Origin of the sequence: Pseudomonas fakonensis (assembly GCF_019139895.1) — a bacterium.
GTDB classification, from domain to species: Bacteria; Pseudomonadota; Gammaproteobacteria; order Pseudomonadales; family Pseudomonadaceae; genus Aquipseudomonas; species Aquipseudomonas fakonensis.
The window spans coordinates 1,134,878-1,154,409 of sequence record NZ_CP077076.1 but is presented as its reverse complement, the minus strand read 5'-3'; the positions used below and the strand labels follow the sequence as shown (position 1 = coordinate 1,154,409).

At 64.3% G+C, this 19,532-nt stretch carries 18 protein-coding genes and 1 pseudogene; 8 read left to right on the top strand and 11 right to left on the bottom strand.

Features of this window, described 5'->3' with window-relative positions; genetic code table 11:
- Window positions 1–23: 23 nt before the first annotated feature.
- From pcaF to pcaR, 6 genes are all read right to left on the bottom strand, one after another.
- Window positions 24–1,229, bottom strand: a complete 1,206-nt coding sequence (gene pcaF / locus KSS94_RS05285) for a 3-oxoadipyl-CoA thiolase (RefSeq protein WP_217843529.1) — start codon at window positions 1,227–1,229, stop codon at window positions 24–26.
- Window positions 1,226–2,005: a CoA-transferase subunit beta gene (locus KSS94_RS05280; RefSeq protein ID WP_217841985.1), complete on the bottom strand. Its 780-nt coding sequence runs from the start codon at window positions 2,003–2,005 to the stop codon at window positions 1,226–1,228. The genes pcaF and KSS94_RS05280 overlap by 4 nt, the downstream gene beginning before the upstream one ends.
- Window positions 2,002–2,862: a CoA transferase subunit A gene (locus tag KSS94_RS05275; protein ID WP_217841984.1), complete on the bottom strand. Its 861-nt coding sequence runs from the start codon at window positions 2,860–2,862 to the stop codon at window positions 2,002–2,004. Before KSS94_RS05275 ends, KSS94_RS05280 begins: the two co-directional genes overlap by 4 nt.
- A 307-nt stretch (window positions 2,863–3,169) precedes the next feature.
- Window positions 3,170–4,516, bottom strand: a complete 1,347-nt coding sequence (gene pcaK, locus KSS94_RS05270; protein WP_217841983.1) for a 4-hydroxybenzoate transporter PcaK — start codon at window positions 4,514–4,516, stop codon at window positions 3,170–3,172.
- Between the two features lie 194 nt (window positions 4,517–4,710).
- Window positions 4,711–4,860, bottom strand: a complete 150-nt coding sequence (locus KSS94_RS05265) for a hypothetical protein (protein WP_217841982.1) — start codon at window positions 4,858–4,860, stop codon at window positions 4,711–4,713.
- 241 nt (window positions 4,861–5,101) lie between these two features.
- Window positions 5,102–5,971 (bottom strand): pca regulon transcriptional regulator PcaR, encoded by an 870-nt coding sequence (gene pcaR, locus KSS94_RS05260; protein ID WP_217841981.1) that lies wholly within the window; start codon window positions 5,969–5,971, stop codon window positions 5,102–5,104.
- A 522-nt stretch (window positions 5,972–6,493) separates the two neighbouring features.
- Between pcaR and KSS94_RS05255 the strand changes: the two genes are divergently transcribed.
- Both KSS94_RS05255 and KSS94_RS05250 read left to right on the top strand, forming a co-directional pair.
- Window positions 6,494–6,694: a hypothetical protein gene (locus tag KSS94_RS05255; RefSeq protein ID WP_217841980.1), complete on the top strand. Its 201-nt coding sequence runs from the start codon at window positions 6,494–6,496 to the stop codon at window positions 6,692–6,694.
- Between the two features lie 314 nt (window positions 6,695–7,008).
- Window positions 7,009–8,481 (top strand): inorganic phosphate transporter, encoded by a 1,473-nt coding sequence (locus tag KSS94_RS05250; protein ID WP_217841979.1) that lies wholly within the window; start codon window positions 7,009–7,011, stop codon window positions 8,479–8,481.
- A gap of 145 nt (window positions 8,482–8,626) precedes the next feature.
- Here KSS94_RS05250 and KSS94_RS05245 read toward each other — a convergent pair whose 3' ends face one another.
- Window positions 8,627–10,102, bottom strand: a complete 1,476-nt coding sequence (locus KSS94_RS05245) for a helicase HerA-like domain-containing protein (RefSeq protein ID WP_217841978.1) — start codon at window positions 10,100–10,102, stop codon at window positions 8,627–8,629.
- A gap of 170 nt (window positions 10,103–10,272) precedes the next feature.
- On the opposite strand from KSS94_RS05245, the pseudogene KSS94_RS27495 reads away from it, so the two are divergent.
- The 5 genes and pseudogenes from KSS94_RS27495 to gpgF form a co-directional block, all read left to right on the top strand.
- A pseudogene (locus KSS94_RS27495) lies at window positions 10,273–11,289 on the top strand (HAMP domain-containing protein); the annotation flags it as partial.
- Window positions 11,290–11,382: 93 nt separating this feature from the next.
- Window positions 11,383–12,147: a methyl-accepting chemotaxis protein gene (locus tag KSS94_RS27490; RefSeq protein WP_369992119.1), complete on the top strand. Its 765-nt coding sequence runs from the start codon at window positions 11,383–11,385 to the stop codon at window positions 12,145–12,147.
- Window positions 12,148–12,329: 182 nt separating this feature from the next.
- On the top strand, window positions 12,330–13,451 hold the full coding sequence (gene gpgS / locus KSS94_RS05235) for an N-acetylglucosaminyl phosphatidylglycerol synthase (RefSeq protein WP_217841976.1): 1,122 nt from the start codon (window positions 12,330–12,332) through the stop codon (window positions 13,449–13,451).
- Complete coding sequence (gene gpgD, locus KSS94_RS05230) at window positions 13,444–14,208, top strand: N-acetylglucosaminyl phosphatidylglycerol deacetylase (RefSeq protein WP_217841975.1); 765 nt, start codon at window positions 13,444–13,446, stop codon at window positions 14,206–14,208. The genes gpgS and gpgD overlap by 8 nt, the downstream gene beginning before the upstream one ends.
- On the top strand, window positions 14,205–15,197 hold the full coding sequence (gene gpgF / locus KSS94_RS05225; RefSeq protein ID WP_217841974.1) for a glucosaminyl phosphatidylglycerol flippase: 993 nt from the start codon (window positions 14,205–14,207) through the stop codon (window positions 15,195–15,197). Before gpgD ends, gpgF begins: the two co-directional genes overlap by 4 nt.
- Before the next feature lie 141 nt (window positions 15,198–15,338).
- Here gpgF and purU read toward each other — a convergent pair whose 3' ends face one another.
- Window positions 15,339–16,190 carry a formyltetrahydrofolate deformylase gene (gene purU, locus KSS94_RS05220; RefSeq protein WP_217841973.1) on the bottom strand — a complete coding sequence of 284 codons (852 nt, stop codon included), beginning with the start codon at window positions 16,188–16,190 and terminating at the stop codon, window positions 15,339–15,341.
- A gap of 301 nt (window positions 16,191–16,491) precedes the next feature.
- Here purU and mvaT point away from each other — a divergent pair, with 301 nt between their 5' ends.
- Window positions 16,492–16,869, top strand: a complete 378-nt coding sequence (gene mvaT, locus KSS94_RS05215) for a histone-like nucleoid-structuring protein MvaT (RefSeq protein WP_217841972.1) — start codon at window positions 16,492–16,494, stop codon at window positions 16,867–16,869.
- 184 nt (window positions 16,870–17,053) lie between these two features.
- Here mvaT and sbcB read toward each other — a convergent pair whose 3' ends face one another.
- From sbcB to KSS94_RS05200, 3 genes are all read right to left on the bottom strand, one after another.
- The gene (sbcB, locus tag KSS94_RS05210; protein ID WP_217841971.1) at window positions 17,054–18,484 is read right to left on the bottom strand and encodes an exodeoxyribonuclease I; all 1,431 of its coding nucleotides are present in this window, start codon (window positions 18,482–18,484) and stop codon (window positions 17,054–17,056) included.
- Window positions 18,485–18,546: 62 nt separating this feature from the next.
- Entirely contained in the window at window positions 18,547–18,906 is a 360-nt protein-coding gene (locus KSS94_RS05205) for a PilZ domain-containing protein (protein ID WP_217841970.1), read from the bottom strand.
- A 124-nt stretch (window positions 18,907–19,030) separates the two neighbouring features.
- Window positions 19,031–19,417: a tol-pal system YbgF family protein gene (locus KSS94_RS05200; RefSeq protein WP_217841969.1), complete on the bottom strand. Its 387-nt coding sequence runs from the start codon at window positions 19,415–19,417 to the stop codon at window positions 19,031–19,033.
- Window positions 19,418–19,532 lie beyond the last annotated feature (115 nt).

Sequence of the window (19,532 nt, the reverse complement as noted above, 5' to 3'; positions counted from 1 at the left end):
TACAGGTTAACAGGCGTTACAGGTCAAACCCGCTCGATGGCCAACGCCAAGCCCTGCCCAACGCCCACGCACATGGTTGCCAGGCCTTTACGCCCGCCAGTTTTCTCCAGCTGGTGCAGCGCCGTCAGCACCAGGCGCGCGCCGCTCATGCCCAGCGGGTGGCCAAGGGCGATGGCACCGCCGTTGGGGTTCACCTGCGGCGCATCATCGGCCACACCCAGCTCGCGCAACACCGCCAGGCCCTGGCTGGCGAAGGCTTCGTTGAGCTCGATCACATCGAAATCGCTCACCGCCACGCCCAGGCGCTCGGTCAGCTTGCGCACCGCAGGCACCGGGCCGATGCCCATCACCCGTGGCGCCACACCGGCGCTGGCCATGCCCAGTACCCGGGCACGCGGGGTCAGGCCGTGCTTTTTCACCGCCTCTGCCGAGGCCAGAATCAGTGCTGCGGCGCCGTCGTTGACGCCCGAGGCGTTGCCGGCGGTGACGGTCTTGTCCGGGCCGTTGACCGGCTTGAGCTTGGCCAGCGCTTCCAGGCTGGTGTCCGGGCGCAGGTGTTCGTCCTGTTCGACCAGGGTCTCGCCCTTCTTGTGGGCGATACGCACCGGCACGATCTCTTCGGCGAAGAAGCCCGCCGCCTGGGCCGCTGCGGCCTTCTGCTGGCTGCGCACGGCGAAGGCGTCCTGGTCGGCGCGCGACACTTTATAGTCGTCGGCCACGTTGTCTGCGGTCTCGGGCATTGAGTCGACGCCGTACTGGCTCTTCATCAGCGGGTTGATGAAGCGCCAGCCAATGGTGGTGTCCTCAAGCTTCATGTTGCGCGAATAACCGCTCTCGGCCTTGCCCATGACGAACGGCGCGCGGGACATCGACTCGACGCCGCCGGCAATCGCCAGCTCCATTTCGCCGCTGGCAATGGCGCGGAACGCGGTGCCGATGGCGTCCATGCCCGAGGCGCACAGGCGGTTGAGGGTCACACCGGGGATGCTCTCGGGCAGGCCGGCCAGCAGCAGGGCCATGCGCGCGACGTTGCGGTTGTCTTCACCGGCCTGGTTGGCGCAGCCAAAGAACACCTCGTCCAGCTGGCCCCACTGCACGCCCGGGTTACGCGCGATCAGCGCCTTGAGCGGCACCGCCGCCAGGTCATCGGCCCGCACGCCGGCCAAGGCGCCACCAAAGCGGCCGATGGGGGTGCGGATGGCATCGCAGATGAATACGTCGCGCATCAGGCTTCTCCTGCCACTTGCCCGTGGGCTGCAGCGGTGCGGGCTTCGAGGTCGCGCAGGGCGGTCAGCTCGACCTCGCTCGGGGCCGTGGTTTGCTGCACGTCGTCGGCGAAGCGGATCGCCCAGCCGGTGGCTGCGACGATTTGCTCGCGGCTCACACCCGGGTGGATCGACGTCACCACGAACTCATGGGTGCCGGCTTCCGGCTCCATGATGCACAGGTCGGTGATGATGCCCACCGGGCCTTCACCGGGCAGGCCGAGGCGCTTGCGCGAATCGCCGCCTTCGCCATGGCCGACCGAGGTGATGAAGTCGAGCTTGTCGACGAAAGCACGCGGCGACTGCTTGAGGATGATCAGCACCTGCTTGGCGGAACCGGCGATTTCCGGCGCGCCACCGGCACCCGGCAGGCGGGTCTTGGGCGCGAAGTAATCGCCCACCACGGTGGTGTTGATGTTGCCGAAGCGGTCCACCTGGGCAGCACCCAGGAAGCCCACGTCGATGCGCCCGCCCTGCAGCCAGTAACGGAAAATCTCGCCGGTCGGCACCACGGTGTCGGCGGTCTCGGCCAGTTCGCCGTCACCGATGGACAGCGGCAGCACGCTCGGCTTGGCACCGATCGGGCCGGACTCGTAGATCAGCACCACATCGGGCGACGAGGTCAGGCGTGCCAGGTTGGCAGCCTTGGACGGCAGGCCGATGCCGACGAAGCACACGGCACCGTTGCGCAGCCGGCGGGCGGCGGCGACGGTCATCATTTCGGAAGTGGAGTAGCTCATTGCGCGGCCTCCGCGGTGCTGGCCAGCTTGGCCTGGAATTCGTTGAAATCGGCGGTGCCACGGATGTAGGTGTCGATCCAAGCAGTGAACGACTCGCGGTTGCGGGCAATCGGGTCCCAGGCCTGGTAGAAGCGGTTGTCGCGTTCGTAGTAGCCATGGGCGTAGGACGGGTGGGCGCCGCCTGGCACCAGGCACACCGCGCTCAGGGCCCAGGTCGGCAGCACGCAGGCGTTCATCGGTGCGTTCAGGTCATCGACGATCTCTTCGACGGTGACGATGCAGCGCTTGGCGGCCAGGGCGGCTTCCTTCTGCACGCCAAGGATGCCCCACAGCAGCACATTGCCCTTGCGGTCGGCCTTTTGTGCGTGGATCACGGTCACGTCCGGGCGTACCGACGGCACTGCGGCGAGCACTTCGCCGGTGAACGGGCAGGTGACGCTCTTGATCAGCGGGTTGACCTTGGGCAGGTCGGAGCCGGCATAAGCGCGCAGCACCGCGAACGGCAGGCCGGACGCGCCGGCCACATAGGCGTTGGCCAGGTCGGCGTGGCTGTGTTCTTCGATTTCCAGGGGCTGCGGCCACTGTTTTTCCACCGCGTCACGCAGGCGGTGCAACGAGCCGACACCGGGGTTGCCGCCCCAGGAGAAGATCAGCTTGCGCGCACAACCTGCACCGATCAGTTGGTCGTAGATCAGGTCCGGGGTCATGCGTACCAGTGTGAGGTCGCGCTTGCCCTGGCGGATGATCTCGTGACCGGCGGCGGTCGGGATCAGGTGGGTGAAGCCTTCGAGGGCGACGGTGTCGCCATCCTGGATGAACTGCTTCACAGCCTCGTGAAGCGAGAGGATTGCTGCCATTGGAGACTCCTGGTCAGGACGAGTCGGTCGGTGAGCAGCGGGCCGATGCGTCGCTGCGATGAGCTCAGATTAAGGAGCCTGGCAGGGTTCATACAATCCGATAATCGCACTTTTGTGCGATTATCGAACCGTTTGTTGCCCTGCTATCCATCTATGCGAACGCCCCACTGTAGGAGCGGCCTTGTGTCGCGAAAGGGCTGCGCAGCAGCCCCAGGATCTTGACCTCATGCAAAATCGCCGGGGCTGCTCTGCAGCCCTTTCGCGACACAAGGCCACTCCTACAGGGGATCGCGCCACCACATGGAGATCAGGTGGCGTCGGCGTGGCTCACCAGGCCTTTCACCACCACCCCGACCGTGGCCAGCGCCGCCGGTACCAGCAGTGCAGTCAGCACTTGCTCGAAGTTCCAGCCCAGCCCCAGCAGGGTAGCCCCGCTCCAGGCCCCGAGAATGGCACCGAAGCGGCCGATGCCGAGCATCCACGACACCCCGGTAGCGCGCGCCTGGGTCGGGTAGAAACGCGCCGCCAGCGACGGCATGGCCGATTGCGCGCCGTTGACGCACATGCCCGCCACCAGCACCAGGGTCGCCAGCACGGTGATGTTACCCAGGCTCTGCCCCACTGCGTAGGCGAATACCCCAGCCAGCAGGTAGAAGATGCCGATCACCTTGTGCGGGTTGAAACGGTCCATCGCCCAGCCCACCGCCACCGCGCTGAGCACCCCGCCAAACTGGAACAGCGCGCCGATGAACGCCGCCTGCTCCATGCTCGCGCCACTGTCGCGCATCAGGGTCGGCAACCAGCTGGTCAGCAGGTAGACGATCACCAGGCCCATGAAGTAGGTCAGCCACAGCAGCACGGTGCCCAGCCCGAAGGTGCCGGAGAAGATCACCGCGAACACATTGCGCGCAGCCACGGCCTTTTGCTCCGGCACGCTGAAGCTCGACGCCTGGGCCACCACTGCCGGGGCGATCGGGGCCAGGGTTTTGCGTACCTTGTCGGTACCGCGGTTGCGCACCACCAGAAAGCGCGCCGACTCCGGCAACCAGGCCAGCAGCACCACCGCCAGCAGCAGCGGCAACACCCCGCCGATCACCAACAGGCTGTGCCAGCCGTAGGCCGGGATCAGCTTGGCGGAAATGAAGCCGCCGCCGGCCATCCCTAGGTTGAAGCCGCAGAACATGCTGGTCACCAGCAGCGACTTGAGACGCTCGGGGGTGTATTCAGACAGCAGCGTGGTGGCATTGGGCATGCCGGCGCCCAGGCCCAGGCCGGTCAGAAAGCGCAGCACCAGCAACTGGTCGACGTTGGTGGCGTAGGCCGAGGCCAGGCTGAAGCCGCCGAATACCAGCACCGCACCCACCAGCACACCTTTGCGCCCGAAGCGGTCGGCCAGCGGGCCGGAGCCCAGGGCGCCGAACACCATGCCGATCAGCGCGGCGCTCATCACCGGGCCCAGGCTTGCGCGGTCGATGCCCCACTCCTGGGACAGTGCCGGGGCGATGAAGCCCATGGCTGCGGTGTCCAGGCCATCGAGGAAGACTATCAGAAAACACAGGATCACCACCCGCCACTGGTAGCGGGACAGCGGCTGGTCGTTGATGAACGACTGGACGTCGAGGCAGTTGCCGACGGTGGATTGCGGTTTGTTCATTGTTGTTATCCGGATGGAAGGCACAGGCAGGCTACTGCGTACGGCTCAGGCGCAGGAACGGGAAATGTCTGAGGATGCGGTGGCCTTGGTCAGCCGGAATGCAGCGGGAGTGTGCGGGTAGTCATGGGGGTGCCCTTTGTGGCCCTGTTGTTATTGTCTGGGTCGGCAAAGCCGACTTGTGCGAAAGACATTAATCAGCGGGCGTGGGCTGCGCAATTCGTCGCAAACGACATTGTGCGTTTATCGAACAGGAAAGTGGCGGCGTGTCCGATCATGGTGCAGGCCATCTCTTTTGCTGCGCCTGTCAGGGCCTCATCGCTGGCAAGCCAGCTTTCATAGAACAAACCGCAACTCATTGATTTAACACGGTCCCTGTGGGAAGCGGCCTTGCCGGGGCGCCGTCCGGTCGAGATGGGCTGCGCAGCAGCCCCGGCAATTTTGTATGAGGCCGAGACCTTGGGGCCGCTTCGCGCCCCATCGCGACACAAGGCCGCTTCCCACGAGACCGTGGCGCATCTGCGAGACCAGTTCTCTGCGCGACAGCGCAGCCCGAAGGGCTGGGTGATCTCCTACAAGGGTTATGCCTCAACCAAACAGCTGATGGCACAGGTCGCGGCTGGCCGCCAGCAAGATCGGCAAAAAGCGCTGCTCCAGCTCCGTGCGGCTGACCCGGCCCACATGGGTGCTGACATTCAGCGCCGCCAGCACCTGCCCGGAAGCATCGTAGATCGGCACGGCGATCGAACGCAGGCCCTGCTCCAGCTCCTGGTCCACCACGCACCAGCCCTGCTCGCGCACCTGCTGAATACAGGCAAACAATGAGTCGTGGTCATGCAGGGTGCGGCTGGTACGGGCCTTGAGGTCAGCGCGCTCGAGGTATTCGTGCAGGCTGGCGTCATCCAGCGCCGCCAGCAGAATACGGCCCATCGAGGTGCAATAGGCCGGCAAGCGCCCGCCCACCGACAGGTCAACCGAGATCAGCCGCTCGACCGTTGCCGAACGAGCTATATAAAGAATGTCGTCGCCTTCGAGGGTGGCCATGTTGGCCGCCTCGTGCAGTTGGTCGCTGATGCGGTCCAGGTACGGCTGTGCCGACACCGCCAGCGGCGTCGACGAAAGGTAGGCATGGCCCAGGGTCAGTACCTTGGGCAGCAGCGAATAGGTGCGCCCGTCGGTAGTGGCGTAGCCCAGCTTGATCAGCGTGTGTAGGCAACGGCGCACGGCGGCGCGGGGGATTTCGGTGCGGTGGCTGATCTGGGCGATGGTCAGGTGGCGCTTGCGCTCCTGAAACGCCTGGATCACCGCCAGGCCGCGGGCCAGGGAGGTCATGAAATCCGGATCGCCGGTAAACGCCTGGATACGCTTGGCCGGCGACGCCACGATTGGCGGGGCCAACGCCGCGCTGGTGCCACGTGGCGGCTCGATGGCCATCGGGCTGCTGGTTTCGTCATTCATGGGCATGCCTCAAAAAATCGGGAGCTTGTGCGATTATCGAACGAACGGCCGATAATCGCAATTGACCGCCGACACTTTTACTTATACCTTTCCCCTGCCACATGTGGCTTCTTTGGAGAGACTGGTCAGGTACCCACCGTAGAAGTCCCAGGCAACGGCCTCGCCCAACCGCGAGGCCGTTTTCATTTCCGCCCTCGGTTTTCATTTCCGCGCTCGGCAAGTGAAATTTCCGATAAAAGCCGTTTGAACTTCCGCTGTTGCGCAAGGACCAATCGGTTAACGATCTCGTACAACTTCACAGCCCGGTACACTACCCGTGGCCTTGGCCGTGAGCATTGCTATAATCGGCGTGCTGGGCCCGGTATTCGAAAACTGGCTGCAAAGCACCCTGCTCCTCGCCTGACAACCCGCCGCCAATCCAAGGCTTGCGGCTGCCATGGCGAACTTACCCTGGTGTTGTATCCGCACAATCACCCTGTGCACTAACGCCAGCACCCAACTTCAACCAGTTCAGGTATTACTGTGACGAAAGATGAACTGCGCGCAGAGCTCGAGCGCCAGGCAGAACGTTACAAGGATGTTTACGGTGGCGAAGTGACCACCTATGCCGCACAACCCGACCCCGAACGCAAACCCTGGCGCAAACGGGCCACCGTGCACGACCAGGCGTTTGCCCAGGAGCTTGAGAAGATGGAAAAGGAACTGCGCCCGGCGGAAGACTGAGGCCAGGACGATATCACCGTGCCATCGGTCGGCAGGCGCTGGCACGGGTCCATCTTTACCGAAACGCCGTGGATGAAATGGAATTACACAAATTTCATACATGCGTTTGAAATAAGCCAAAACCACAACTTAAGCGCCAATTCCTTGAAATTGCTGAGTTTTTCAGAATTTTCAGGGCAAACTTGCGCGTTCAGGCAACGCTCTTGCCGCCCCGCACGCGCATCGGGTACCTGCCATCGGTCTGTGGCAGGTGCATCGATTGCCATGGTTTTCTGGCATAATCCCGCCCCCCTAAGACCGCCAGAAAACCCTTCATGATCGATTTATTCAGCGGACTGGATGCCTGGGTCGTCGTGAGCCTGATGCTCGCCCTGACCTTCGTGCTCGCATTCGAGTTCATCAATGGCTTTCATGACACCGCCAACGCGGTAGCCACTGTCATCTATACCAAAGCCATGCCACCGCAACTGGCCGTGTTCTTCTCCGGCGTGTTCAACTTCCTCGGGGTTCTGCTCGGCGGTGTCGGGGTGGCCTACGCCATCGTCCACCTGCTGCCGGTCGAGCTGCTGATCAACGTGAACACCGGCCACGGCCTGGCCATGGTCTTCTCGCTGCTGGCTGCGGCCATCACCTGGAACCTCGGCACCTGGTACTTCGGCATCCCGGCCTCGAGCTCGCATACCCTGATCGGCTCGATCCTTGGCGTGGGTCTGGCCAATGCCATGATCAACGACATCCCGCTGGGTGATGGCGTCAACTGGCAGAAGGCGATCGACATCGCCATGTCGCTGGTGGTCTCCCCCATGGCCGGCTTCGCCGTGGCTGCCCTGGTGCTGCTGGGCCTGAAGTGGTGGCGCCCGCTGTCGAAGATGCATAAAACCCCCGACCAGCGCCGCAAGCTCGACGACAAGAAGCACCCGCCGTTCTGGAACCGCCTGGTACTGGTGGTTTCGGCCATGGGCGTAAGCTTCGTGCACGGCTCCAACGACGGCCAGAAGGGTATCGGCCTGATCATGCTGGTGCTGATCGGCATCGTGCCGGCCAAGTTCGTACTGGACCTGAACAGCACCACCTACCAGATCGAACGCACCCGCGACGCCACCCTGCACATGAGCCAGTTCTACCAGCGCAACGCCGCCACCCTCGGCGAGTTCCTGGCATTGGGCAAGGCCAAGTCCAACGACCTGCCGGAGCAGTTCAGCTGCAACCCGCAGCAGACCGAGCCGACCATCGCCGCGCTGCAGACCTCGCTGAACGGCGTGACCGACTACCGCGACCTGAGCGCCGAGAAGCGCGTCGAAGTGCGCCGCTACCTGCTGTGCCTGGACGACACCGCCAAGAAAGTCGGCAAGCTGCCGGGCCTTGAAGCCCGTGAGAAGGCCGACCTCGACAAGCTGCGCAAGGACCTCACCGCCACCACCGAATATGCCCCGTTCTGGGTCATCGTCGCGGTCGCCCTGGCCCTGGGCCTGGGCACCATGGTCGGCTGGAAGCGCGTGGTGCTGACCGTCGGCGAGAAGATCGGCAAGCAGGGCATGACCTATGCCCAGGGTATGTCGGCGCAAATCACCGCCGCCTGCGCCATCGGCATGGCCAACGTGTTCAGCCTGCCGGTGTCGACCACCCACGTACTCTCGTCTGGCGTGGCCGGTACCATGGTCGCCAACAAGAGCGGCCTGCAAGGCGGTACGGTGAAGACCATCCTGCTGGCCTGGGTGCTGACCCTGCCGGCCTCGATGGGCCTGGCTGCCGGCCTGTTCTGGCTGGCGTCCAAAGCCATCGGCTGAGTGCAGTCGCTGCACTGAAAAGGCGCCTTCGCAGGGCGCCTTTTTTGTGTCTGGCATTCGGGCCTCATCGCCGGCAAGCCGGCTCCTACAGGCAGAGCGCCGTTCATGTAGGAGCCGGCTTGCCGGCGATGAGGCCGCCACAGGCCTACCTTTTCTTGCCCCCCAACAACGACCCCATCAACCCGCGCACCAACTGCCGCCCCAGCTGGTTGGCCGCCTGGCGCACCGCCGACTTGATCGCCTGCCCTGCCGCGCTCTGCAAAAAATCACCGGCTTTATCGGCCAGGCTCTCTTCGTCAGCCTTGGGCTGCGGCGCCGGCTCCACCGGCTCGCCCTTGCGCCGGGTGAGCATTTCATAGGCCGACTCACGGTCGAACGGCTTGTCATAGCGCCCGGCCAGGGGCGAGGCGGCCACCAGCGCGCTGCGCTCGGCCGCAGTCAACGGCCCGATGCGCGACTGCGGCGGCGCAATCAGCACCCGCTGCACCATGGCCGGGGTGCCCTTGTCTTCCAGAGTACCCACCAGCGCCTCGCCGATACCCAGCTCGGTCAGCACCGCCAGGCTGTCGAATGCAGGGTTGGGGCGAAAGCCGTCGGCCACCGCCCGCAGCGACTTCTGCTCCTTGGCGGTGAACGCGCGCAAGCCGTGCTGGATGCGCAACCCCAACTGGGCCAGCACGGCGTCGGGCAGATCGCCCGGCGACTGGGTGACGAAATACACCCCCACACCCTTGGAGCGGATCAGCCGCACCACCTGCTCCAGGCGGTCCTGCAAGGCTTTCGGGGTGTCGTTGAACAGCAGGTGCGCCTCGTCGAAAAACAACGCCAGCACCGGTTTGTCGGCATCGCCGCGCTCGGGCAACTGCTCGAACAGCTCGGCCAGCAGCCACAGCAAAAAGGTCGCGTACACCTTGGGCGCCTCGTGCACCAGGCGGCTGGCATCGAGCAGGTGGATACGCCCGCGCCCGTCTGCAGCCGGGTGCAACAGGTCTTCGAGCTGCAGGGCCGGCTCGCCGAACAGCGCCTCGGCGCCCTGCTGCTCCAAGGTGGCCAGGCGCCGCAACAACGCCTGGGTAGAGGCGCTGGTCATCAGCGCGCTGTCCTCGCCCAGCAATTGCGGGTTGTCCTTCAAGTGGGCCAGCAACGCCTTGAGGTCTTTCAAATCGAGCAGCAGCAGGCCTTCGCGGTCAGCCACCTTGAACGCGGCATACAAGGCCGCTTGCTGGCTGTCGGTCAGCTCCAGCAGGTTGCCCAGCAACAACGGCCCCATCTCGCTCAAGGTGGTGCGCAGCGGGTGGCCGGAAAGCCCTGCGACATCCCACAGGGTCACCGGGTAGGCCTTGGGCTGATGCGCGAGCCACGGCATGCTGGCAATCCGCTCGGCCACCTTGCCCTGGGGCGAGCCCGCCGCCCCCAGGCCGCACAAATCGCCCTTCACATCGGCAGCGAACACCGCCACGCCGGCATCGCTGAACAACTCGGCCAGGTGCTGCAGGGTGACGGTCTTGCCGGTACCGGTTGCCCCCGCCACCAGGCCGTGGCGGTTGGCCAGGCGCAGGCTTTGCGATAGAGGCTGGCCATCTGGGCACATTCCTACAATCATTTTTGAATTATCCGACATGACGCACCACCCTCCGCTCAAGTTCTGCCCGATGACTGCCGATAGTTCGTAGTGATTAATTCCTGCATTTCAGTAGCCCCCGTAAGGATTCACGGGACCAGTTGCACTGATTTTCTACCGTGCTTTGTGCGAACGACCCGATAAAAAACCTTAGCGGACGCGATCACGTCATGAATAAAAGCCTTCGTTTCAGCCACAAGATTCTCCTGGCAGCATCACTGATCGTGATCCTCGCCTTCAGCCTGTTCACCCTCTACAACGACTACCTCCAGCGTAATGCCATTCGCGCCGACCTGGAGAACTACCTCGGCGAGATGGGCGATTCCACCTCCACCAACATCCGCAACCTGTTCGAAGGGCGCATCAAGCTGGTGGAGAACGTCGCCCAGAACCTGGCGCAGAACCCGCAGAACATCGGCACTCAACTGGGCATGAACGCCCTGACCTCGAGCTTTCTGACCATCTACCTGGGCCAGCCCGACGGTACCTTCACCGTGCGCCCCGACGCCAAGATGCCCGACGGCTACGACCCGCGGGTGCGCCCCTGGTACAAGGACGGCATGAACGCCAGCGGCCCGATGCTCACCGAGCCGTACATCGACATGGCCACCAACAAGATGGTCATCTCGATCATCAGCACCGCTTCGCGCTCGGTCGGCGTGGTCGGCGGCGACCTGGCCCTGGACGGCCTGGTGGAGATCGTCAACTCGCTGAACTTCGGCGGCATGGGCTATGCCTTCCTGGTCAACGATCAAGGCAAGATCCTGGTGCACCCGGACAAGAACCTGGTGATGAAGTCGCTGTCGGACCTGTTCCCGCAGCACACGCCGAAACTGTCCCGCGAGCTGACCGAGGTCGAAGTGGACGGTAAAACCCGCCTGCTGACCTTCACCAAGGTGCAGGGCCTGCCGTCGGCCAACTGGTACATCGGCCTGTCGGTGGACAAGGACAAAGCCTTCAGCATGCTCAGCAAGTTCCGCACCTCGGCGGTGATCGCCACCCTGGTGGCGGTGGTGATCATCATCGCCCTGCTCGGCCTGTTGATCCGCGTGCTGCTGCAGCCGCTGCACACCATGACCCGCGCCATGGAGAACATCGCCGAAGGCGAAGGCGACCTGACCCGCCGCCTGGACATCCATACCCACGACGAATTCGGCACCCTGGGTACCGCCTTCAACCGCTTCGTCGAGCGTATTCACGGCTCGATCCGTGAAGTGTCGTCGGCCACCGAGCAGGTCAACGAAGTGGCCCTGCGTGTGATCAGCGCCTCCAACTCGTCGATGAGCAACTCCGACGAGCAGTCCAATCGCACCAGCAGCGTCGCCGCGGCCATCAACCAGCTTGGCGCCGCCGCCCAGGAGATCGCCGGCAACGCCGCCCAGGCCTCGCAGCACGCCAGCTCCGCGCGCCTGCTGGCTGAAGAAGGCCAGCAAGTGGTGCAGCGCAACATCGAGGCGATGAACCGCCTGTCGGACCTGATCGTCAGCTCCAGCGGCCATATCGAGACGCTCAACAGCAAGACCGTCAACATCGGCCAGATCCTCGAGGTGATCACCAGCATCTCCCAGCAGACCAACCTGCTGGCGCTCAACGCCGCCATCGAAGCCGCCCGCGCCGGCGAGGCAGGGCGTGGTTTCGCCGTTGTAGCCGACGAAGTGCGCAACCTGGCGCACCGCACCCAGGAGTCGGCGCAGCAGGTGCAGACCATGATCGAGGAGCTGCAGGTCGGTGCCCGCGCCTCGGTCGACACCATGGACCAGAGCCAGCGCCACAGCCAGGACAGCATGGACATCGCCAACCAGGCCGGCGAGCGCCTGGGCAGCGTGACCCAGCGCATCGGCGAGATCGACGGCATGAACCAGTCGGTGGCCACGGCGACCGAAGAGCAGACCTCAGTGGTCGACTCGATCAACATGGACATCAACGAAATCAACATGCTCAACCAGGAAGGCGTGGAAAACCTGCAGGCCACCCTGCGCGCCTGCTCGGACCTTGAGCAGCAGGCCGGGCGCCTCAAGCAACTGGTCGGCAGCTTCCGTATCTGACCTGAAAACATCCCCGGGCCTGCTTGCTCCCACGCACTTTGCGTGGGAGCAAGCAGGCCCGGGGAAAGGCCCTCCCGGCCAACCCCGATAGAACAAACTATCCTTCCACAAGGTCAACCTTCAGGCGAGTCATCGTCGGCCATTACCGGCAGATGACAGACCCCGAAGACGATCCCGGAGGGATGCTGATCGTGCACATCGCCGACATCACCATGTTCTACGCCCCGGCCAGTGGCGGCGTACGAACCTATCTTGATGCCAAGCACCGCCGCCTCGACGCCATGCCCGGCGTACGCCACAGCCTGTTGATCCCCGGTGCCAATGCCGGCCATACCGACGGTATCTACCAGGTGCCTGCCCCACCCCTGCCATTCGGCAACGGTTATCGCTTTCCGCTGCGCCTGGCGCCCTGGTGCAAGGAACTGCGCCGCCTGCAACCCGACCTGATCGAAGTCGGCGACCCCTACCTCACCGCCTGGGCAGCGCTCGAGGCGCGGCGCAAACTCGACGTGCCGGTGATCGGCTTCTACCACTCCGACCTGCCGCTGCTGGTGAGCAACCGCATGGGCAACTGGTTCACCCCCAACGTCGAGGCCTATGTCAGCAAGCTGTACGGCAACTTCGACCGGGTGCTGGCACCCAGCCAGGTGATGGCCGACAAGCTGCGCCGCCTGGGGGTAAAAGACGTGCACGTGCAACGCCTGGGGGTGGACCTGGCGCTGTTCAACCCCGCCCGGCGCGACCCCGGCCTGCGCGCCGAGCTGGGTATTCCCGACAGCCGCCGCCTGCTGGTGTTCGCCGGGCGCGGCTCACGGGAAAAGAACCTGCCGGTGCTGCTGGACTGCATGCGCGCCCTGGGGCAGGGCTACCATCTGCTGCTGGTGGGTTCGAACATGCCTACCAGCGTCGCTGACAACGTCAGCGTGATCGACCAGTTCTGCCCGCCCCACGAAGTCGCCCGGCTGCTGGCCAGCGCCGACCTGCTGATGCACGCCGGCGATCAGGAAACCTTCGGCCTGGTGATCCTCGAAGCCATGGCCAGTGCCACCCCGGTGGTGGCCGTGCGCGCCGGCGCCTTTGGCGAACTCGTCCACCCGCAGTGCGGCCGCCTGTGCCTGCCCAACGACGGCCAGGCCATGGCCACGGCGGTGCGCGAAGCCTTCGAAGAAGGCGTGCGCAGCCTCGGCGCCCGGGCCCGCCGCCACGTCGAGCAGTACTACAGCTGGGACAACGTGGTCAGCGGCCTGCTGTCGCATTATCAGGCAGTGCTCGGCCACACGCCGCAGGCCCGCGCCCATGCCTGACGACAACGCAGCCCGCCCCAGCCTGATGCTGGTGCTGCACGACGTAGCCCCGCAAACCTGGCCGGACTACCAACCGTTGGTCGAGGCCATCGATGCGCTTGGCGGCGTGCCCATGACCTGGCTGGTGGTGCCGGACTTCCACCACCGCAACGCACTCAGCCGCTCGCCGGCCTTCTGCCACCTGCTCGAACGGCGCCTGGCCCAGGGCGATGAACTGGCCCTGCATGGCTACTACCATGCCGACGACGGCCCGCCGCCGCGCAGCCCGGGCGAGTACTTCATGCGCAGGCTCTACACCCACGAAGGCGAGTTCTACAGCCTTGACCAGGCCGCCGCGTTGCAGCGCCTGCAGGCCGGGCTGCAGCTGTTCGAGCGGCAAGGCTGGCCGGTTGCAGGTTTCGTCGCCCCGGCCTGGCTGATGAGCGAAGGCACCCGCCAGGCCTTGCGCCAACTGCCCCTGCGCTACACCAGTACCCCGCAGCACCTGTACCGCCTGCCGGACTTCACCGCCATCGAGGCCCCGGGGCTGGTGTGGAGTGCCCGCAGCGCCTGGCGCCGCAGCCTGTCCAGGCTAGTCAGCGACTGGCAATGCCGGCGCTGGCGGCACGCCAGCACCCTGCGTCTGGGCTTGCACCCGGTCGATATGCGCCACCCCAGCGCCCGCAACTACTGGCTCGACACCTTGCAGACGCTGCTCGCCCAGGGCCGCGAGCCGTTGACCAAGTCAGCCTGGCTGGACCGCCAGGTCGCCCCATGAACCGCTTCGCCTGGCTGGGCCTGGCCCTGCTGCTGGCGGTGCTGGTACCGGCCCTGCTCGGCGGTGGCGAACTGTTGCCGCGCCTGCGCAGCTTCGACCCCGGGCTGATGCTGCAACTGCTGGGCATGATCCTGCTGTGCTGGGTCATCAACGCCGCGCGCCTGCGCCTGTTGCTCGGCCAGCAAGGCGCAAGACTCGGCCGGGTGCGCAGCCTGGGGGTGGTGATGGCCACCGAATTCGCCATCTGCACCACCCCCGGCGGCAGCGGCGGGCCGCTGGCGCTGATGGCGTTGCTTGGCCGCGAGCGTATCCCGGCCTCGCGCAGCGGCGCGGTGTTCGCCATGGACCAGCTCAACGACCTGCTGTTCTTCTTCTGCGCCATGCTCGCGATCGCCGCCTACGCGCTGTTCCACCGCCTCGGCCACAGCCAGCAGAGCATGCTGCTGGGCAGCGCGCTGATGCTGTGCGCCGCGCTTGCTGGCGTGCTGGCACTGCTGCGCTATCGGCGCGGGGTGATAAAGACTTGTGGCCGGCTATTGCGGCGCCTGGGTGTAGCCGCGCCACAGCGGCGGCGCTGGGCACGCAAGCTGCTGCGCTTCGTGCATGCCCTGGCCGACACCTGGCGCCTGCCCAAGCGCACCCTGGCCCTGGTGTTCAGCCTCACCTGCGCGCACTGGTGCCTGCGCTACAGCGTGCTGTACCTGGTGTTGCAGGGGTTGGGGGCGAACATTGCGTGGGTGCCGAGCTTTCTGGTGCAGATGCTCGCGCTCAGCGCTGGCCAGTTCAGCCTGCTGCCGGGCGGTGCCGGGGCGGCAGAGCTGACTTCGGCGACCTTGCTGGCGCCGTTGGTGGGGAGTTCGACGGCGGCCGCGGCGATCCTGATCTGGCGCGCGGTTACCTACTACTTTTACCTGCTGGCGGGGGGGCCGGTGTTTCTGTGCCTGCTGGCGCGCCCGTTGCTTGCGCGCTGGCGGCGTCAGGCGGGTTGAGCGCTTGCCACAAGGCGGCGGCACCGGGGAACTCGGTGCCATCCTCCTCGCCCAGCGCGTCCGGGTCGAAGCGCGCCAGGCAGCCCTCGCCCAAGGTCGGTGGCGCCGAGGCGCCGGCCTTGTCGCGAGGGTCGGCCATGCTCAGTCGAACACCACGGTCTTGTTGCCGTGCACCAGCACGCGGTCTTCGAGGTGATAGCGCAGGCCACGGGCCAGCACCATCTTCTCGACGTCACGGCCGAAGCGCACCATGTCTTCGATGCTGTCGGCGTGGCTGACACGCACCACGTCCTGCTCGATGATCGGGCCGGCGTCCAGCTCCTCGGTGACGTAGTGGCAGGTCGCACCGATCAGCTTCACCCCGCGCAGGGAGGCCTGGTGGTATGGCTTGGCACCGACGAACGACGGCAGGAAGCTGTGGTGGATGTTGATGACCTTTTCGGCGTAGTCGCGGCACAGCTGCGGCGGCAGGATTTGCATGTAGCGGGCCAGTACCACCACGTCGGCGCCGTGCGCCTCGACCAGGCGCGACACTTCGGCGAAGGCCGGGGCCTTGTCCTTGGGGTCGACCGGTACATGGAAGAACGGAATGCCGTGCCACTCGACCATGCTGCGCAGGTCGTCGTGGTTGGAGATCACGCAAGGAATCTCGCAGTCCAGCTCGTCGGTGTGGAAGCGGTGCAGCAGGTCGGCCAGGCAGTGCGACTCGCGACTGGCCATCAGCACCACGCGCTTTTTCTGCGCCGAGTCGGTGATGCGCCAGGTCATGGAGAACTCTTCGGCAATCGGCGCGAAGGCTTCACGGAACGCCTCGATACCGAACGGCAGCGATTCGGCGCGGATCTCATGACGCATGAAGAACCAGCCGCTCTGCTCGTCGGAGTGGTGGCTGGCTTCATTGATCCAGCCATTGTAGAGGGCCAGGAAATTACTGACTTTCGCCACGATACCGACACGGTCGGGGCAGGCAATCACCAGTCGATAGGTGCGCATGGGACAAGCTCCAGAACTTCGCAAAGGGGCACATTCTAGCGGCCCGCCGGGAAAAACGCAGTAATGTTCGACGGCAGGAAGCCATTAAGCTGTGCGCGCAATCCTACCGGGCATTTCCCTGCGCCCCACGGGGAAATGGCCATTAGCCTCGACACTAAGTAAATTTTTCTTAACCAAACAGCAATCCGGCCAATTCAAAGCAGCTAATTGATTCAATACTTTTTTAATTGTTTACTTGAGAGTATCGGCTGTCTATTATTGCCGGCACTGCCTTCCCGAACATGCACTCAAGGAACTCTCCATGTCCCTGATCAACGAATACCGCGCTACCGAAGAAGCCATCAAGGAACTTCAGGCCCGCCTGACCAACCTGCAGCAAGATGGCAAACTGCAGAAAGAACTCGACTTCGAAAAGAAGCTGCGCGAGCTGATGGCCGAAAACGGCAAGTCGCTGCGTGACGTCATTGCCCTGCTCGACCCGGAAAGCAAACTGAGCAAGGCCCCACGTGGCGCCGCCAAGCCAGTTGCCACCAAGCGTGCGCGCAAGGTCAAGCAATACAAGAACCCGCACAATGGCGAGGTTATTGAAACCAAGGGCGGCAACCACAAAACCCTGAAAGAGTGGAAAGCCAAGTGGGGCGGTGACACCGTCGAAAGCTGGGCCACCCTGCTGGACTGATTCGGGCCTGTACCGTTTCGGTTTCACCCTGAAAAACGCCGGCACTTGCCGGCGTTTTTTATTGGCGCGCTGTAGAACATATCGCAACTCGCCGGATTATTACGGCCCCCTGTAGGAGCGGCCTTGCCGGGGCGCCGGACCGGCAAGGCCGCTCCTACAACGGGTTCGCGGCGCGGCTTATGGCTCACAAGGCAAAGCGCCCCTTCAATTGCGCAACATGCTCAAGCCAGGCCTGCAATACCTGCCGCCCGGCCTCGTCGGCCTCTGGCAAACGCGCCTGGCAAGCCAACTCAAAGTCAGCCACGGTATTCGGTGCGCCCAGCTGCGGGCTACTCAAACGTTGCTGGCAGAACGCATGCCAGCGCGCCAACTCCTCAGCATTCAGGGTATCGGCAAAGTTGCGCGCCCGATAACGGAACAACAGCTCCGGCAAGCGCGGGTCATCGAACATCCAGTTGGCCCCGCTCAATTGCGCAGGTTCCGCATTGCGCACTTGCTCACACAAACGCCGGTCACGGTCGCCGATGAAACCGTCATACAACTGCTGCTCCGGATCTTCGCTGGCGGCAAAGCCTTCTTCTTCAAAGATGATCTCCAGCTTGTCACGCCAGAGCGCCTGCTGATTGGCCAGTTGTTCGGCGCTGCGCTGCAAGGCTGACATATCCAGCCCCAACCGCTGTTGATCGGCAGGTCGCACCACCGACAAGGGCGCCAGTACCGGGCAGCGGTTAATGTGGACCAACTTCAGCGGTACCGGTAATTGTCCGACAGGCATGTCTTCGCGACGCGTGTACAAACGCTGACGCAGTACTTCGGCACTTTCCTGCAACAACGGCGCGCTGTCCTGGCCCAGGTCACACACAATCAGGGCATTGCGATTGCGCGGGTGCCAGGCCAGTGGCAGCACCACGCCGATGTAATTGCGCTCGGCAGAAAAGCGCCCGGAAATATGCACCAAAGGCTGCAACAGGCGAATCTGCTCCATCACCTTGTGCTTGCTGCGCAACTGGAACAACCAGTCATACAACTTGGGTTGTTTCTGGCGAATCAGGCGCGCCAGGCCAATGGTCGCCCGTACGTCGGAAAGCGCCTCGTGGGCATGGCCATGCTCCAGGCCGTTGGCCTTGCTCAAGAGCTCCAGGCGCAGGCTGGTGCGGCCGTCCTGCTGCGGCCACACGATGCCCTCAGGGCGCAGGGCATAGGCAGTGCGTACCACGTCGATCAGGTCCCAGCGGCTGTTGCCGCCCTGCCACTCGCGGGCATAAGGGTCGAAGAAGTTGCGGTACAGGCTGTAGCGGGTGACCTCATCATCGAAGCGCAGGGTATTGTAGCCCGCGCCACAGGTGCCAGGGCGCGCCAACTCGGCATGCACCCGGGTCATGAAGTCGGCTTCGCACAGGCCCTGGCGTGCCAACTGCTGCGGGGTGATGCCAGTCACCAGGCAGGCCGCCGGGTGCGGCAGAATATCGTCGCTGGGGTTGCAGAAAAGGTTGATCGGCGCCTCGATCTCGTTGAGGTCGAGGTCGGTGCGCACACCGGCCATCTGCAACGGGCGGTCGCTGCGCGGGTTGATGCCGGTGGTTTCGTAGTCGTGCCAGAAGATGCTGGTGCTCACGGGGTCTTCCTGTATCAAGGTCGACCAGAGTCTAGCGGCCCACGCCAGGCCGCGGCCAGCCTTCAGACAGGGGCGTTCTGCGGGCGGAAGCTGAAGAACTCGCGCAGAGAGCGTACGAAGGCGTCGTACTCGGGCGGTGCCTGCAACAGCATGAAGCCGGCATCAAAATGCCCAGGGGTCTGGTCTTCACGGCACCACAGGCAACTGGCGGTGAGGTTGATGAACTGCAGCCCGCCGCCAGCCAGCGGCACGCGCAGTTGCAGCTCGAAGTCAGGCCCCACCAGCACCGGCAGGTGGCTGATGAGCATCAGGCCGTCTTCGGAGGCATTGCCCAGGTGGCCGAGCTGCTGGTCGGTAAAGCGGTTGTAGACCTTGAGCACGCAAGGCAACTGGTGACGTTCTATATGGCGTTCGACAAACATGGTCGTATGCGCGGTCCTGTACCGGGGCCAGGAATACACGGTACTGGCAATGAAGGTGACTACACAATTGCAAGATTAGCCCAGTCAAAGCCAGCCTTTAAATGAAATCAACGACACCTTGGGATTATCGCCAAGGTGTGGCATTGGCCGGGTTGGCCACCGCCGCCTCGCTGCCGCGCAGGTGGCCCAGCTTGTCGAGGGTCTGCAGGCGCGCCTGGGCGCGGTAGGCGTACTCGTTGCCCGGGTACTGCTGAATCATGTACTGGTAAGTTTGCGCCGCATCCACGTAGAGCTTCTGGCGCTCCAGGCACTGGCCGCGCAGCAGCGACACCTCAGGGTGGATGAACGGCCGCGAACGGCTGGTGCGATCGACCTGCGAAAGCTCCAGCATCACCCGCGAGCAATCGCCACGGTCGTAGGCGCGGTAGGCGTTGTTCAGGTGGTGGTCCATCGACCAGCGGGTGCAGCCGACGACACTGGCCGCCATGGTCAAAACGATCAGGGTGCGCATGGGAATTCTCCTTTGATGGGCAGAGTATCGGCCTTTTGCGTCAAATCTTCACAGGCTTTTGCAAGCATACGCCCACCGTTCAAACGCTACCTTGGTTCAGGTGCAGGTAGTGCAA

Bases quoted from the DNA above. Each gene is read 5' to 3' on its own strand.
- gpgS (WP_217841976.1), top strand. From the start codon at position 12,330: ATGCTGATCGTGCACATCGCCGACATCACCATGTTCTACGCCCCGGCC.
- mvaT (WP_217841972.1), top strand. From the start codon at position 16,492: ATGTCCCTGATCAACGAATACCGCGCTACCGAAGAAGCCATCAAGGAA.
- KSS94_RS05280 (WP_217841985.1), bottom strand. From the start codon at position 2,005: ATGAGCTACTCCACTTCCGAAATGATGACCGTCGCCGCCGCCCGCCGG.
- KSS94_RS05250 (WP_217841979.1), top strand. From the start codon at position 7,009: ATGATCGATTTATTCAGCGGACTGGATGCCTGGGTCGTCGTGAGCCTG.
- KSS94_RS05245 (WP_217841978.1), bottom strand. From the start codon at position 10,102: ATGTCGGATAATTCAAAAATGATTGTAGGAATGTGCCCAGATGGCCAG.
- gpgD (WP_217841975.1), top strand. From the start codon at position 13,444: ATGCCTGACGACAACGCAGCCCGCCCCAGCCTGATGCTGGTGCTGCAC.
- gpgF (WP_217841974.1), top strand. From the start codon at position 14,205: ATGAACCGCTTCGCCTGGCTGGGCCTGGCCCTGCTGCTGGCGGTGCTG.
- KSS94_RS05275 (WP_217841984.1), bottom strand. From the start codon at position 2,862: ATGGCAGCAATCCTCTCGCTTCACGAGGCTGTGAAGCAGTTCATCCAG.
- KSS94_RS27490 (WP_369992119.1), top strand. From the start codon at position 11,383: ATGAGCAACTCCGACGAGCAGTCCAATCGCACCAGCAGCGTCGCCGCG.
- KSS94_RS05205 (WP_217841970.1), bottom strand. From the start codon at position 18,906: ATGTTTGTCGAACGCCATATAGAACGTCACCAGTTGCCTTGCGTGCTC.
- purU (WP_217841973.1), bottom strand. From the start codon at position 16,190: ATGCGCACCTATCGACTGGTGATTGCCTGCCCCGACCGTGTCGGTATC.
- KSS94_RS05200 (WP_217841969.1), bottom strand. From the start codon at position 19,417: ATGCGCACCCTGATCGTTTTGACCATGGCGGCCAGTGTCGTCGGCTGC.
- pcaR (WP_217841981.1), bottom strand. From the start codon at position 5,971: ATGAATGACGAAACCAGCAGCCCGATGGCCATCGAGCCGCCACGTGGC.
- pcaK (WP_217841983.1), bottom strand. From the start codon at position 4,516: ATGAACAAACCGCAATCCACCGTCGGCAACTGCCTCGACGTCCAGTCG.